This window comes from Pseudonocardia parietis, from assembly GCF_017876315.1.
GTDB classification, from domain to species: domain Bacteria; phylum Actinomycetota; class Actinomycetes; order Mycobacteriales; family Pseudonocardiaceae; genus Pseudonocardia; species Pseudonocardia parietis.
Window position 1 is genome coordinate 1,621,164 of sequence record NZ_JAGINU010000001.1, and the last position, 14,804, is coordinate 1,635,967.

The following is a 14,804-nucleotide window of genomic DNA, read 5'->3' on the forward strand; positions in this document are numbered from 1 at the left end:
TCAGCGTCCCCGCTCGATTGGGAGGATGCACTGGTCGTGGGCCGATCCTCGTTCCGGCGGACCTTCCGGCGTCACGATGAAGGTGTCGGCGACGCTCGCACCCACCTCGTGAGCCGCGTCGACCAGGTTGGGATGCAGGGCAAGGACCATGCCGGACGTCAGCCGGGTCTCGTCGCTCGTACCGATCACCGGCACGTCGTGGTCGACACCGACGCCGTGCCCGTGCCAGATCCCGAAGTCGACGCCCAGACCCGCGACCTGCTTCTCCACCGCATGGGCCACGTCGGCGGCGGTGGAGCCGGCCACCACCATGCCCGTCGCAGCTTCGTGCCCGCGCAGGCAGGCGTCCGCGACCGTGCGTCGGCGGTCGCCGATGTCGCCGATCGAGAACAGGCTCGCCTTCTCGACCCAGAAGCCGTTCGGGCCGGAGATCTCCACGTACACCGACACGAGGTCGCCCTCGCGCAGTGGCTCGTCGCGCGGCGGATCGTTGAAGTACTGCCCGCTACTGATCATGACCAGAACCTCGCGGGCACCGCGGGTGCGCACGGCGCGCTGCATCTCGCCCCAGAGCTCCCAGCCGGTGACCCCGACCCCGGCGTAGTCACGGAAGGCGTCCATGCCCACGTCCGCGATGGCACACGAGCGCCGGACTTCTTCGAGCTCCTGGGCGGACTTGACCGCCTTGATCTCGTTGAGGAGGCCGGTCGCGTCGCTCAGCTCGGCCTCCGGCAGCAGTGAGCGGAGCTCCTCGTGATCGCCGGCCGACACGATGTGTCCCAGCCCGACCACGCCGACCCGACCCCGGTCGAGCCGGTGCGCGGTCAATACACCGGTGACGGCCGCGGGCAGGCTGTCCTGGCCGCCCACGACGTCGCCGGTACCGGCGACCCGGATGTCGTCCAGACCGGTGGCCTGCTGCGCATACCACGCGTCGGAGGCGGTGGACATGACCAGCACGGGCGCTCCGTCCCGGCGCACGACGGCGTATGCGAGACGGACGAGCGGGTTGAAGCCGCTGATGTACTCGAAGTACCCGTACTGGGTGAGTAATCCGCGCCCGGCCACGACGAGTGCGTCGTAACCCTGGTCGAGCATGGCGGCCTGGACGGCGTCGAGACGCTCGGCCTGGAGCCGGCTCTTCGCCACGCTCCGACCGGAGGTGAGGATTCCGCGATCCATGTTTCTCCTTCCGCTCCCGGCGGTGCGCACCCGGCCCTCCGAGTGGGGCCAGGCGGGCGGGGCGGCCGGGGACACGGACGCTACGACCGTCATACCAGCGCAAACAGCTCTCTCGTCGACATTCCGCAGGGCGAGACACCTGATCGCCGTGGCCGCGGCGCTGTGGTCACCCCGCTTCGTACAAGCTCCGCACCGGTACCCCCTCGGAGCCCCTGTTGGAGGCGCTACCGGTCTCGGCGGGCCGGCTCCGGCGGGCCCGCTCGATGATCTCCTGCCCGACCGCGGCATAGGCCGACGGATCGAGCGGGCGCAGCCACTCGGCGAACCGCTCGCGCCGGCCCACACCGACCCCGAGGTCGGCCAGGAGCTCGTCGATGTTGTGGATCGAGAACGGCACGACATTGGTGCCGCGGGCGTGCCGGCCCTCGGTGCGCTCGTCCATCCACGCCAGCTTCTCGGCTGTCACGGCCCGCCGCCGCTCCTCGGTGGGAAGCGTGAGGTGCCCGGTGAGGTGCGCGCCGATCCACCAGGCGGCGATCTCGGCGCTGAGCGGGCTGAAGAACGACGAGTTGTACCCGCAGAAGGTCAGCGCGGGCACGTCGTGCGGCAGGATCTGGCTGTAGAGCGCGAAGTTCCCGTGCTCGTCGGTGATCCGATCCTGTAGCTCCGTGTTCAGGAACGGGATCTCCTGGTGCCAGCCGGTGCCGCAGACCACGACGTCGGCGGGCAGCACCGTCCCGTCGGCCAGCTCGGCGGACGGGCGGCCGTCGCGGCCGAGCAGCCGGACGATCCGGGTGTCGCGGTGCAGGCCGATCGTGCCGTCGGCGACCCCGCTGTAGAGCCGGTCGGTTGCCAGGCTGACCGTGCTCCGCGCGATCCGTTCCAGCGGACCGTTCGGGACCAGCCCGAGCTCACGCAGCCGCAGTTGACGCGTGATCAGCGCCTGGATGCTCGCGAGCATCGCGTTGCGGACCGGCCGGCCGGGTCCGTGCAGGACCTTCTCGAACCTGACCGGGCGGAGGTAGCGGAACAGGCCCTCGCCGAGGCGGGTGAGCAGCAGGTACTTGTAGTTGAGGAATCCGCCGAGCTTGCGCGGGATCTTCCACAGCAGCTGGCGGGCGACCAGGTCGACCGAGGCGGCGTCGTCGCTGAACACCGCGGCGGCGTCGCACGCGGACTTGCCGTACCCGACCACGATGACGTGCTTGCCGGCGACCTGGTCGAGGTCGTCGACATCGGACACACTGCAGAGTCGGCCGCCGGCGGCGGCGAACTCGTCGGCACCGGGATAGTCCGGGAGGGACGGGATCGAGAAGATGCCGTTGCCGACGACCAGGTGGTCCACTTCGACATCGTCGAGCTCGGCGCCGGTCGCCTCGTCGCGCAGCTGCAGCGTCCAGCCGGGCCGCTGCTCGTCGAGGGCGGCGTGCACGACCCGGGTCCTGAGCCGCACCACCTCCCACAACGCGAACCGGTCGGCGTAGCTCTCCAGGTACTGCTGCACCTGCTCCCCGGTAGGCCACTCGGGATAGTGTGCGGGCATCGGATGGTCCGACAGCGCGTAGCTGTGCTTGCCGTTCTGCGTCGTCAGCCCGGGATAACGCCGGGTCCTGCTCCAAACACCACCCACGTCGGGAGAGGCGTCGAACACGACGACCTCGAATCCCATGGCGCGGAGCACCTTGGCCGAGCTGAGGCCGGCGAAGCCGGCGCCGATCACACCGACACGATCGGGTCGGGACATGGGTTTCCCCTCTGGTTCGATGACGTGGTCAGGTTGCGCGGGCCGTGCGGTCGGGCAGCACGGTGGTCCGCAACGCCGGGTAGAGCACCGCCGTCGTGACGATGGCGACGGCGAAACCGAGCCTGGTGACGCCGGTCAGGACGAGCGCCTGTGCCAGCACCGACGCGGTGACGAGCGTGAGGACGCCCGCCCAGTTGACGTTCTCGACGACGGACGGATCCGCGGGCCGCCGCCGGCGCACGATGAAGAAGTCGGCGATCACCAGCGTGGCGAGCGAGGTCGTCAGGATGCCGAGTGCGTCGAGCCAGCTCGAGAACGTGTCGAGGATGCCGCCCGCGATCATCGCGAGGGCCACGCCGTTGGCGACGACGAGCATGACCAGACGTCCCGGGCTCCGGCCGGTCAGGCCGTCGACGAGGTTGGTCAGGGACAGACTCGCGGAGTAGGCGTTGATGACCTGTGCCTTGGCCTGGGCCGCGTACACCAGCCCGAAACCGAGCAGCCCGGACAGGACGACGAAGAAGGCGCCGAAGTTGGACGAGACCATGCCCGCGACCTTGTCCTCGATCGAGCCGCCTGCCTGGGTCGCGGCGAGCGCGGGATCGCCGCCGAGACGGGCCCCCACGACGACGCTGCCGGCCTGGACGATCAGCGTCCCGATGACGAGGACCACCAGGTTCACGACGATCGAGCCACCGACGGCCATCACACCGACATCGCGCGAGGTGCGGGCGTAGCGGGCGAAGTCCGCGCCGACGAGGGCGAGCGCACCGGCGATACCGGCGATGAGCGCGAACGCCGCCGCGACCCGGTCGAGCTGGCCGTCGAACCCGAGGGCTCCCGGACCGGACCCGAGGATCGCCCCGACGGAGCGTCCCGACGACGTGACGGCGATCGCCGCGACGACGACGAACAACGCGCCGGACACGACCGTCAGCAGCCCCGACGTGCGCTGCACCAGGGAAAGGCCGAAGGTCGGGAGCACGAGCCAGAGCACGGTGAGCAACCCGAGGATCAGGACGGCGTTCCACGCACTCGGCGACCAGCCGAGCAGGAACAGTGTGCCGTTGTAGAGCATCGCGTTCTCCACGGCCAGGAAGCCGATGATCATGAACGCGAAGATCGACGACGCGAGCGCCGAGCCGCGGGTACCCAGCCCGTAGTAGCGGGTGGTGACCGTGCTCGAGGTACCGGCCACATAGCTGACGTGGCCGACCGCCCAGCCGAGGGCACCACCGAGCACCGCGGTCACCGCGCCGACCAGGAGCCCCCAGCCGACCCCGGCGATGAGGGTGACTCCGGCGCCGACCGAGAGCACGACGAGGGTCGAGCCGACCCCGGCGGTGTTCCACAGCAGGCCCCACCCGCTGCGGCGTTCGGAGTCGGGCACCCGCTCGAGCGCGTGGTCCTCGATGACCGCGCCGAGAGCGGGGCCGTCGGCACCGGATTCCGGTGAGACCGGTGCCGTGGGCGTGCCCGATTGATCAACAGCCATGTTGATCCTCCTGAAAGGTGATGAAGGGGCGATGAGGTAGTGCAGAGGCCGGCCGTACCGGGCCCGGGCCCGGGCGCGCCAGTGCGCCCGGGCTCCGGTGGATCATTCGGCGAGCGTCGGGATGAGGACGTCGGTCCGCTCCGGACCGAGTGCCGAGTAACCGCCGTCGACCGCCAGGTCGGCGCCGGTGATGAAGGAGGCGGCAGGCGAGGCGAGAAACAGCACCGCCGCCGCGACCTCTTCGGGATCGCCGACACGGCCTGTGAGGTGCAGCGGCGCGGCGACCCGGTCTGTTTTGGCCCGGTCGCCGCCGGAGAGCTGGTCCATCACCGCCGACCAGGTCCACCCGGGCCGCACCGAGTTGACCCGGATCCCCTCCGGCGCGAGGTCCAGGGCCATCGTGCGGGTCAGCTGCGCCACCGCCGCCTTGCCTGCCGGGTAGAGCCAGCGGCCCGGCTGGGCGACATTCCCGGAGATCGAGGTGAAGGCGACCACCGACCCGTGCGGCGAGGCCGCCAGCGGCTCCAGGAACGCGGTGGTCACCAGGGCGATACTGGCCACGTTGACGTCCAGGCTGGTCCGCCACTGACCCCGCGTGGAGGCGCGACCGTCGTCCACGTACGAGCAGGCGATGTGGACCAGGGTGTCGACCCGGCCGTGCCGGGTGAGGATCTCGTCCCGCGCCCGCGCGACCGCATCGTCGTCGGTGACGTCGGTCGGGTGGAAGCTGACCTCGTCGCCGTGGGCGTCCTCGAGCGCAGTGCCGTTGTCGCTGTCGATGTCCAGCACCGCGACGCGGGCACCGGCGTCGACGAACGCACGGACCACGGCCTGGCCGATGATCGTCGCTCCACCGGTGACGACCGCGGTGGACCCGGACAGCCCGGCTCCCGGGGAGCCCGCGGTGCTCACAGGGCCACCGTCTCCCTGTCCAGGGACAGCCGGTCGGTGAGCTCGTGCGCCCGCTCGCGCAGGTAGAGCACGAACGATCCGCGGGCGTCGACGACGACGTCGTACTCGTCGAGCACGACGATGCTGGTCGTTCCGAGCTCGATGACGGCGGGACCGGACAGCCGGGCCCCCGGCGCCATCCGATGTCCATCAAGGACCCGGCCGGGCACCATCCTCCGCTGCTGGGGCGACCAGATCGGTCGTTCACCGATCTGCGGGTCGTCGACGAGTTCCGCACCGAGCTCGGCGGTGTCGAGCGCGGGCCGCGGCGTCGCCCCGACCGCCGTCATCCGGATGTTGAGGACCTCGACCTGCTGGCTCTCGTCGCGGTAGCCGAACAGCACGTCGTGCTGGGCGTGGAACAGCTCGGCGAGCTGCTGGCGGTCCGGTGAGGTGATCGAAACCTCGTCGACCGGGACGTTGATCTCGAACCACTGGCCTGCGTAGCGCATGTCCAGCGACGGCTCGTACGAGATCGACGGGTCCCCGATGCCCTCGCCGTGCAGGGTCTCCCGGCCGGAACCGGCCATCTCCCGCCAGATCCGGGTGAGCCGGTCCAGGTCCGCGTCGCCGAGCGTGGTGCTGACGCTCTGCACGTAGTCGTGCTTGAAGTCGCAGACCAGCATCCCGGACGCGCAGAAGATGGACGACTGGCGCGGCGTGACCAGCACCGGGATCTCCAGCTCGGTGGCGATCGCCGCGGCGTGCACCGGGCCGGCCCCACCGGCGACCACGATCGGGAAGTCCCGGGGGTCCAGTCCCCGCCGGACGGTGATCGACTGGACGCCCGCGGCCATGCTGACGTTCACCAGGTCGTAGACACCCGCGGCGGCGGCGGTGACGTCCAGGCCCAGCGGGCGGGCGACGTCGCGCTCCATGGCCTCGTGCGAGGCCGCCGCGTCGAGCGGGACCCCGCCGGCCATGAACGATGACGCGTCGATGTAGCCCAGCAGCACGTCCGCGTCGGTGACCGTCGCCCGATCGCCGCCCCGGCCGTAGCACGCCGGGCCCGGTACGGCACCCGCGCTCTCCGGGCCGACCCGCAGGATCCCGCCGTCGTCGACCCGGGCGATGCTGCCGCCACCGGCGCCGATGGTGTGGATGTCCACCATCGGCAGTGCGATCCGCCAGCGGTCGATCGTGCCGTCGGTCATGACCAGCGGCTGGCCGTCGTTGACCACCGCCGCGTCGAAGCTGGTACCGCCCATGTCCACGGTCAGGCAGCGGTCCCACCCGTGCGGTTCGACCTCCAGCAGACCCGCCGTCGGCCCGGATGCCGGCCCGGACAGCAACGACAGCGCCGCGCGCCGGGCCAGCTCGGCCGGCGTCGCTACCCCGCCGTTGGACTGCATCAGCAGCAGGATCCCGGCGAAACCGGCCTCGGTCAGGGTGTCGGTCAGCCCGGTGAGGTAGCGGCTGATGATCGGTCCCGCGTAGGAGTTGAGTACCGCGGTCGATGTGCGGTCGTAGTAGCGCAGCTGCGGCAGCAGCTCGCTGGAGCGGGTGACGTAGACGTCGGGGAGTGCTTCGGCCAGCGCGGCCGCGGCGGCGTCCTCGTGGGCCGGGTTGGCGTGCGAATGCATGAAGCTGATCGCGACGGCCTCGACCCCCTCCCGGCGGAAGGTCTCGGCGGCGCCCCGGACGTCGTCGAGATCGAGGTCCTCGACGACGTCGCCCTCGTGGTCCAGCCGGCCGTGCACGGGCAGGCGCAGGTACCGCGGTACCAGCGGCTCGGGCGCGGTCAACCGGTTGTTGTAGGCCTCCTCGCGGGTGCCGTCCCGCATCGGCAGCACGTCGCGGAAGCCGTCGGTGGTCAGCAGGCCCGTGGTCGCGCCGCGCCGGGTGAGCAGGGCGTTCGTGGTGACCGTCGTGCCGTGCACGATGGTGCCGGTCTCCGCCAGGAGCTTCTCGACCGACTCGCCGCGCAGGTCGGCGATCTCCCGCAGGCCCTGCACCACCGCCCGCGAAGGGTCGGACGGCACCGAGCTCGTCTTGTGCACCAGGTGGCTGCCGTCCGGGTTGACGACGAGGAAGTCGGTGAACGTCCCCCCGACATCGATCCCGATCCGCATCCCCTGCATCGTCTCGCTCATCGGTTCGTTGCTCCGTTCACGTTCCGCAGGACCGAGGTGGTCTCCTGGTCCACGCGCACGGCCCCGTCCGGGCCGGTGACCACGGCGACGCCGTAGTCGGCGCGCGCCCGTTCCGGGCTCACCAGGCCGTCACGCACCTCGCGCAGGACGAGGTCGACCGGGCGCAGGTGCGGATTGCCGTAGCCGGCTCCGCCGCCGCTCCGTGCGCGCACGACGGCCCCCTGTGGCAGCGGCACCAGTTCCTTGGAGCCCCAGACGTGGGTGGTGCCGTCCGGACGCTCGATCCGGATGTCGTTGCGGCCGGCGTCGAGGCCGCCGAACAGGCCCTTGGCCGCCTCGGCGCCCTCGCTGATGACGTCGTCACCGATCGTGACCCCGATCTCGTCCCGGCCGTAGCAGCGCCATGCCGAGCGAGTGCCGATCCCGCCCCGCCACTGGCCTGCGCCGGCCGAGTCCGACAGGTACTCGTGGTACTCGAGGAAGTGCGGCGAGGTCAGCTCGAACATCTCGGGATCGGGTGAACGCATCTGCCCCGCGGTCCCGGTGAAACCGAACGCGTCCCATCCGTCGGTCCCGCGCATCGCGCCGGGCCCGCTGCGCTGGAACACGGTGAGGGTGACGAACGGGTCGTCGGTGCGCGGGTCGACGCCGTTCAGCGAGGTGCAGATGAACTGGTTCCAGCCCGCGGTCACCCGGTCCGGGAGGGCGTCGGCGAGGGCGTTCATGATCGCCTCGAGCACCTCGTCGCACATCTGGTTGCCGAAGATCGTGGCTGCGGGGAACCGCGGGTTGAGCAGCGATCCCTCGCGAAACACCGTGCTGAGCGGCGCGAACAGTCCCTGGTTGGTCGGGATGACCACGCCGCCGGCGGCGATGAGCATCAGGAACACGATCCGCACCGCGCCCTTGGCCGAGGCGGGCGGCATGTTCGCGATGCCGGGCGACTGGTCGTCGGTTGCGCTGAAGTCGAAGGTGATCTCGTCGCCCTCGATCCGTACCTCGCAGGCGATCCGGTAGCGGGCGCCGGGGTCGACGCCGTCGGACACCATCCAGCTCTCCCCGTGGTAGACGCCGTCCGGCCACTTCGCCACCTCGGCCCGGACCTGCTGCTCAGACCCGTCGAGCACGTAGTCCATGTGCGCCCGGAAGGCCCCCAGCCCGTACCGGTTCAGGACCTGCAACAGCCGGCGCTTGCCGATCGTGCAGGCTCCGACCATCGACTGGATGTCCTGCATCACGAAGTCGATGCGGATGTTGGCACCGACCAGGTCCCAGACGTCCTTGCGGAGCGTGCCCCCGGAGTAGACCTTGACGGGAGTGATGCGCAGGGCCTCCTGCCAGATCTCCCGGGCCTGCGGGTTGTAGCCGCCGAGGGTCATCCCGCCGATGTCGGCCATGTGCCCCTTGGCCGCGGCCCAGGCGACGAGCTCACCGTCGTGGAAGATCGGCAGGTAGATCCCTGTGTCGGCGTTCTGGTTGCCGCCGGTGAACACGTCGTTGTGCAGGATGACGTCGCCGTCGGCGATGTCGTCGCCGAAGTAGTCGATGATGTATTCGAGCGGGGGTTGCGCCCCGAACGCGATGATGGCGGCGAACTCGGCCTGGGCGAGTGCCCGACCCTTCGCGTCGAACAGGACGGTCACCAGGTCACCGATCTCGTTGAAGATCGGCGAACGCGACGACCGCATCAGCATCGTCGCCATCTCCTTGGCGATCGCGTCGACACGGCGCTGCAGGACCGAGGCGAGGATCGGGTCCACGTGCTGTGCTGTTGTGGCCACTTCAGCCTCCTGCGGCGAGTCGGTAGAGCTGAACCGGGTACTCCGACAGAGTTCGGCAGCCCGTGTCGGTGACGACGTGGGTGTCGGCCATGTAGCCCATGGCCGCGGTCTCGGCTTCCCAGAGCATCGGGTGCAGGGCGAGGACCATCCCGGAGTCGAGGGTGCTCACGGCGCCGGCGGAGCTGTCGTCCTGGACGACGTCGAGCCCGATCCAGGGCTCCTCCAGCACGTCCTGGCCCAGCCCGTGGCCGGACCAGTAGGAGGACTTCACCCCTTCGGCCTCCACGGCCGCGATGACCTGCTTCTGCACGTCGCCGGTCGCGATGGCCGGGGTGATCGCCGAAGCGGCGGCAGCCATTCCGGCCTCGACCGCGCGGGCGATCCGTTCGATCGGTTCGGAGGGCGGCGCGAAGGTGACCATCCGGGCCAGCTCGACCCAGTAGCCGGCCTGGCCGACCACCTCGTAGGAGAAGGTGAACACGTCGTGCGGGCGCAGCACGCGGTCGCGCGGCGCGCCGAACGTCGGGCAGGGCCCGGTGGGTTCGTCATCGGCGAACATCGTCAGGAACAGCGGGTCCTCGCCGCCGAGCCGGGCTGCGGTCGCGTACATCTCGGCCGCCACCTCCCGCTCGGTGATGCCGGGACGGGCCACCTCCAGCAGCCGCTCGAAACAGCGGTCGGTGATGTAGGCGGACTCCTCGGCGCCGCGGATCTCCTCGGCGCTCTTCACCGCACGGACGCGCTCGAACATCGGGGAGGCGTCGACGATCTCGGCGTCCGGGCAGGCGTGTGCAATCCGCAGGTAGTCCTCGACCTTCATGATCTGGCCGAGGCCGACGACACCGATCCGGCCGGCCCGCGGCCCGCTCTCGAGGACCTCGACCAGGCCCGCTCCGAGGTCGTGCGGGTAGCGGTAGTCACTCACCCAGCCGGACCTGGGACGTCGCCCGCCGGTCAGGTTCTGCGGCAGAACCATGATCGGCTCGGCTCCGGCGAAGACGACGCTGTAGCCGTAGCGGTGGGCGAGGTTGTAGTCGGCGACGTAGCGCAGGGTCCCCTTGTGGCCCCGGTAGTCGGCGCCGGCGACCACCAGCACCTCCAGGCCCTCCTCGGCCATCGCGGCCTGCAGCCGACTCCAGCGCCGGTCGCGCTCGCTCAGCGAGCCACTCATCCGCTTCTCCTTCCGGTGTGAGGCCATTCACCTCGAATCAGAAGCTATTGAGGTAGGCGGGTGCTCCGGCAGCACTCCGAGGGAGGTAACAACGTCATCCCTCGTGCGAGGGGGGTGGCACCGGCGCGTCGAGAACCACCCTGGTCAGGGCCACCCGCGAGTTGATGTGCAGCTTGCGGTAGATCGCCTTGAGATGCTGCTTGACGGTGTAGCGGCTGAGGAAAACGCGCGCCGCGATCTGGTCGTCCTGCAGGCCGAGTGCCACGAGGCGGGCCACTTCCTGCTCCCGCGGTGACAGCAGCGCCGCCACCGACGGCGGAAGCACGGCCGAGGCGATGCGGGTGTCGTGCGAGCGCAGCACGGTGACCGACGTACCGGAACCTCGGGGGCCCGGTACCGCGCGGATCGACAGGCACCGCCCGGATTCGGACACCGTCGACCAGTGTCCGTCCCCTCCGGTGCTGTCCGGGTGCGCCGCCGCTGCCATGGTGTCCTCCAGCCAGACCTCCGGGTCCGCCGGCGCGACGGAGTCGAGCAGGCGCCGGGCCGCCTCGTTCAGCCGGCGGCGACCGGTCGCGAGGTCGCTGATGACGAGAGCGTCGGTCGCAAGATCCAGCGCGGCGTGCGCGTGATCCCGCTCGTGCGCCAACTCGCTGCGCTCGTTCAACGCGGAGACCGCCGACCCCACGACCCGGCCGAGCGCGGAGACGACGGCGAGGGTGGCGGGGTCGGCGAGGCTGCCCGGGTCCCGGTCGCCGAAGTTCAGCGTGCCGACCGTCCGGGCACCCGCGGTCACCGGTGCCTGGAGCGCCATCCGCATCCGGTGCAGCGCCAGCACCTGCTTGTAGAGGTCGAGTTGTTGCCACTCTTCCTCGGACATGAGTTGGGCACTGTGGACGGCCCGGCCGGTCGTCAGGGCCTGGTCGAGTACCGGGTCGTGGTCGCGCCCGGCGTCCTCGTAGCGCGCGAGGAAGACGTCACTGACGCCTTCCGTGGCGTGAGACAAGGCACGGCTGCGCACCGACGGAAACAGGTAGATGCCGAACGACCGCGCGGGTAGAACCGTGGCGACGATCTCGAGATAGCGCTCCATCACCTCGTCGAGCGTGGTGGCACCGCACAGGGCGTCGGTGGCCCTGACGATCAACTCTGCAACGTCGTGTCCGGCGAGCTCCGCCATCGTCCCGTCTCCCTCGAAGGGTACGAAGCACGTGCCGTCGGGCACGCTCTCGTCACGCCCGGTCGGTGATCAGGTCCTTCAGCGGTGTGTCCGGGTCCGTTCCGGCCTCCGGTGGGATGGTCCGTCGCGCGCCCAGTGCCCGCTTCACCGCCATGAAGTCCTTGGGCCGGTTCACCGACTCGGACGCGATCAGGGCGCCCCCGCGGTAGTAGAGGACCGTCAGGCCGGCGGAGCCGGGGCTCCTGCGGAGCACGTACCGGTCGGCTCCGCCGGAGATGCCCGCGATCTGCAGCTTCAGGTCGCGCTGATCGGACCAGAACCACGGCACGGGCGATGCCGGCGGGGCGACCCCGGCGATGCCGGCTGCGACCGTCCTGGCCTGGTCGTTGGCGTTCTGCACCGACTCCACCCCGATGAGCTCCCCCGGTAGGTGTGGATGGGGCAGCACAGTGCAGTCTCCGGCGGCGTACACACCCGGGTGACTGGTCCGGCCCGCGACGTCGACGACGATGCCACGCCGGACCTTCAGACCGAGCATCTCGGCAAGGGCCGTCCCGGGCACCGCGCCGACACCCACGACGACGAGGTCGGCCGGCAGCGCCCGCCCGTCGGCGAGGCGCACTCCTCGTACCCGCCCGGCGTCACCGTCGATCTCCCGGACCTCGGCGCTGAGCAGGAACCGGACGCCCCACTCCCGGTGCCGGTCGAGCAGGAAGCCCGACAGCGGTGCCGCACTGACCCTGCTCAGCAGTCGGTCCTCGCGTTCGACGACCGTGGTGGCCAAGCCGCGAGCGCTGGTGACCGCGGCAGCCTCCAGCCCGATGTAGCCGGCTCCGAGCACGACCACCTGCTCAGCAGAGGCCAGCCGATCGCGCAGCGCCTCGGCGTCGTGCAGGCTCCGCAAGGTGCAGACCCCGTCGAGGTCGGCGCCGGGCACCGGCAGCGCGCGGGCCCGGGCACCGGTGGCCAGGACGAGGTGTGCGAACTCGACGGCGTGGCCGTCGTCGCACCGCGCGGAGCCGGCGCCGGAGTCGTCGACCTCGACCTCCGTGACCCGCACGCCGGTTCGCACCTCGATGCCGGCCTCGTGGAAGAACTCCGGAGTCCGCAGCACCAGGGCGTCGTGATCCGCTGTCCCGCCGAGGAACGCCTTCGACAGCGGCGGTCGCTGGTAGGGCCGGTGCGGCTCGTCACCGAGCAGCAGGATCGGACGGTCGTAGCCGAGCTCGCGCAGCGAGGTCGCGACACGCACACCGGCCTCACCGGCCCCGACGACGAGCACACCGGTATCGGTGGGAGGGGGCTGTGGATTCGTCATTGCTCGGGAGCCACCGTGACCTCGACGCCGTCGAGGGCATCGGTCATCGGGATCTGGCAGGACAGCCTGCTGGCGTCCGTGCGTTCGGCCGCGGCGTCCTCGAGCATCTCGTCCTCGAAGTCGCCGACCTCGCCGACCGCGTCCCGGAACTGATCGGCGACGTAGACGTGGCAGGTGGCACACGCCAGCGCCCCTCCGCACTCCGCGACGATCCCGGGCACCCCGGACCTGGTTCCTACCTCCATGATCGACGACCCGGTACGGGCCTCGACGACGCGTTGGGATCCGTCGGGACAAGTGAAGACGATCTTGGGCATCCTGTTGCCTTCTCGGGTCGGAGCGCCGGGGCCGGCCGACGAGCGCTCCCGCCGGCCGGCCCCGGGCGATGCACGGGTCTAGAACAGCTCGAAGTACTCGCGGTGCTCCCAGTCGGTGACACCGTTGACGTAGGTGTCGGGGTCCGGGTTCTCCGCGACCCAGGCCTCGTACCGGGTGATCTCACTGCGCTTCATCGTGACCAGGTAGTCGACGAAGGTGCTTCCGAACTGGCTGCGGAAGAACTGGTCGTTCTCCAGCACCGCAACGGCGTCCTTCAAGCTGGTCGGCAGCTGTGGCACATCGGCGGTGTAGGGGTCCTCGCTCAGCGGCCCGGGCGACGTCCGGTTGACGATGCCGTCGATCCCGGCGACCACCTGGGAGGCCATGTACAGGTACGGGTTCGCCGCGGCCTCCCCGACCCGGTTCTCGACGTGCGATGCCTTGTCGCCGAGGGCGCTGATCACGCGCATCATCGCCGCGCGGTTGTCGTGGGCCCAGGTCAGCCGATCGGGCGCCAGCGAGTAGGGGCGCCGGCGCCGGTACCCGTTGATGGTCGGCGTGGTGAACACCGACGCGGCGGCACCGTGCGCCAGCTGCCCGCCCACGTAGTGCCTGCCGAGCTCGGACAGTGCCTCGCCCTCGCCGGGGACCATCAGGTTCTCGCCGCTCGTGGCGTCGGCCACCGAGGTGTGCAGGTGCCAGCCGCTGGCGTAGAAACCGTCGATCGCCGGAGTGCACATGAACGAGGCGAGGTAGCCGTGCCGCTTGGCGGTCTGCTTGACCGCCATCTTGAACAGGCTGGCCGCGTCCGCGGCGGCGATCCCCTCGAGCACGTCGAACGTCGTCTCGACCTGGCTCGGTGCCCACTCGTCGTCGAAGGACCGCAGCGGCAGCCCCATCGCCAGCACCGAGTCTCGGATGGGGATGAGGGCGTCGTCGATCTCGTCGAGATGGTCGACGAGCAGGTAGTTGTAGCCCCGGGCGACCGGAGCGACCTGGGGCGGGTCAGCGGGCGTGCCCGGGGCCCCCAGCGAGCACTTCCCCAGCAGGTCGTCGACGATCCGGGTGAGGTACCACTCCATCTCGATTCCGGCGACGAGCTTGTAGTTGTGCTCGGCCAGCTTCGCCAGCGAGTTCCGCAGGATGGTGCGCGGCGCCAGCGGGAACAGCGACCCGTTGCTCATGTAGAGGTCGGCGAAGACCACCGCGGTCTTCGGCGCCCACGGCAGCAGCTGGAACGTGTCGGGGTCGGGGACCATCGTGATGTTCGGACTGCCGCCCAGGCCCTCGATCTCGAACCCGCCGTCGGCGGTGAACGGGTTGAGCACGATCGCGTTCGCCGGGTCGAAGAAGAACGGTGCCATGGTGATCTCGTTGCCGGACTCGAGCGCCGCGAAGTACGCAGACCGGGTCAGTGCCTTGCCACGCAGCAATCCGTGCTGATCGGGCCAGACGATCCGGATCAGCTCGATGTCGTGCTGCTCGACCAGCTTCTTGGACCGCTCCGCGGCCTCGATCTTCTCTGGTCCGTACAGGCCGTGCCGTTCGATGAACTTGCCGGTGGGGGGCAT

11 protein-coding genes are annotated in these 14,804 nt (G+C 70.4%); all 11 read right to left on the minus strand.

Annotated elements, in window-relative coordinates; all coding sequences use genetic code 11:
- Positions 1 to 1,182, minus strand: coding sequence for a M24 family metallopeptidase (locus tag JOF36_RS07785; protein WP_210025712.1), 1,182 nt, complete (start codon positions 1,180 to 1,182; stop codon positions 1 to 3).
- A 166-nt stretch (positions 1,183 to 1,348) separates the two neighbouring features.
- Positions 1,349 to 2,926, minus strand: coding sequence for a flavin-containing monooxygenase (locus JOF36_RS07790; protein WP_210025713.1), 1,578 nt, complete (start codon positions 2,924 to 2,926; stop codon positions 1,349 to 1,351).
- 28 nt (positions 2,927 to 2,954) lie between these two features.
- Positions 2,955 to 4,421 (minus strand): purine-cytosine permease family protein, encoded by a 1,467-nt coding sequence (locus tag JOF36_RS07795; RefSeq protein ID WP_210025714.1) that lies wholly within the window; start codon positions 4,419 to 4,421, stop codon positions 2,955 to 2,957.
- Positions 4,422 to 4,523: 102 nt separating this feature from the next.
- Positions 4,524 to 5,333, minus strand: coding sequence for an SDR family oxidoreductase (locus tag JOF36_RS07800; protein WP_210025715.1), 810 nt, complete (start codon positions 5,331 to 5,333; stop codon positions 4,524 to 4,526).
- Positions 5,330 to 7,465, minus strand: a complete 2,136-nt coding sequence (locus JOF36_RS07805) for a hydantoinase/oxoprolinase family protein (protein WP_210025716.1) — start codon at positions 7,463 to 7,465, stop codon at positions 5,330 to 5,332. The genes JOF36_RS07800 and JOF36_RS07805 overlap by 4 nt, the downstream gene beginning before the upstream one ends.
- On the minus strand, positions 7,462 to 9,246 hold the full coding sequence (locus tag JOF36_RS07810) for a hydantoinase B/oxoprolinase family protein (RefSeq protein ID WP_210025718.1): 1,785 nt from the start codon (positions 9,244 to 9,246) through the stop codon (positions 7,462 to 7,464). Before JOF36_RS07810 ends, JOF36_RS07805 begins: the two co-directional genes overlap by 4 nt.
- A 1-nt stretch (position 9,247) precedes the next feature.
- A complete protein-coding gene (locus tag JOF36_RS07815; RefSeq protein ID WP_210025720.1) occupies positions 9,248 to 10,417 on the minus strand; it encodes a M24 family metallopeptidase in 1,170 nt (389 codons plus the stop codon).
- Between the two features lie 94 nt (positions 10,418 to 10,511).
- Positions 10,512 to 11,597: a LuxR C-terminal-related transcriptional regulator gene (locus JOF36_RS07820; RefSeq protein ID WP_210025722.1), complete on the minus strand. Its 1,086-nt coding sequence runs from the start codon at positions 11,595 to 11,597 to the stop codon at positions 10,512 to 10,514.
- A gap of 52 nt (positions 11,598 to 11,649) precedes the next feature.
- Entirely contained in the window at positions 11,650 to 12,915 is a 1,266-nt protein-coding gene (locus tag JOF36_RS07825) for an NAD(P)/FAD-dependent oxidoreductase (RefSeq protein ID WP_210025725.1), read from the minus strand.
- On the minus strand, positions 12,912 to 13,232 hold the full coding sequence (locus JOF36_RS07830; RefSeq protein ID WP_210025726.1) for a 2Fe-2S iron-sulfur cluster-binding protein: 321 nt from the start codon (positions 13,230 to 13,232) through the stop codon (positions 12,912 to 12,914). Before JOF36_RS07830 ends, JOF36_RS07825 begins: the two co-directional genes overlap by 4 nt.
- 78 nt (positions 13,233 to 13,310) lie before the next feature.
- Positions 13,311 to 14,804 carry a glutamine synthetase family protein gene (locus tag JOF36_RS07835; RefSeq protein WP_210025728.1) on the minus strand — a complete coding sequence of 498 codons (1,494 nt, stop codon included), beginning with the start codon at positions 14,802 to 14,804 and terminating at the stop codon, positions 13,311 to 13,313.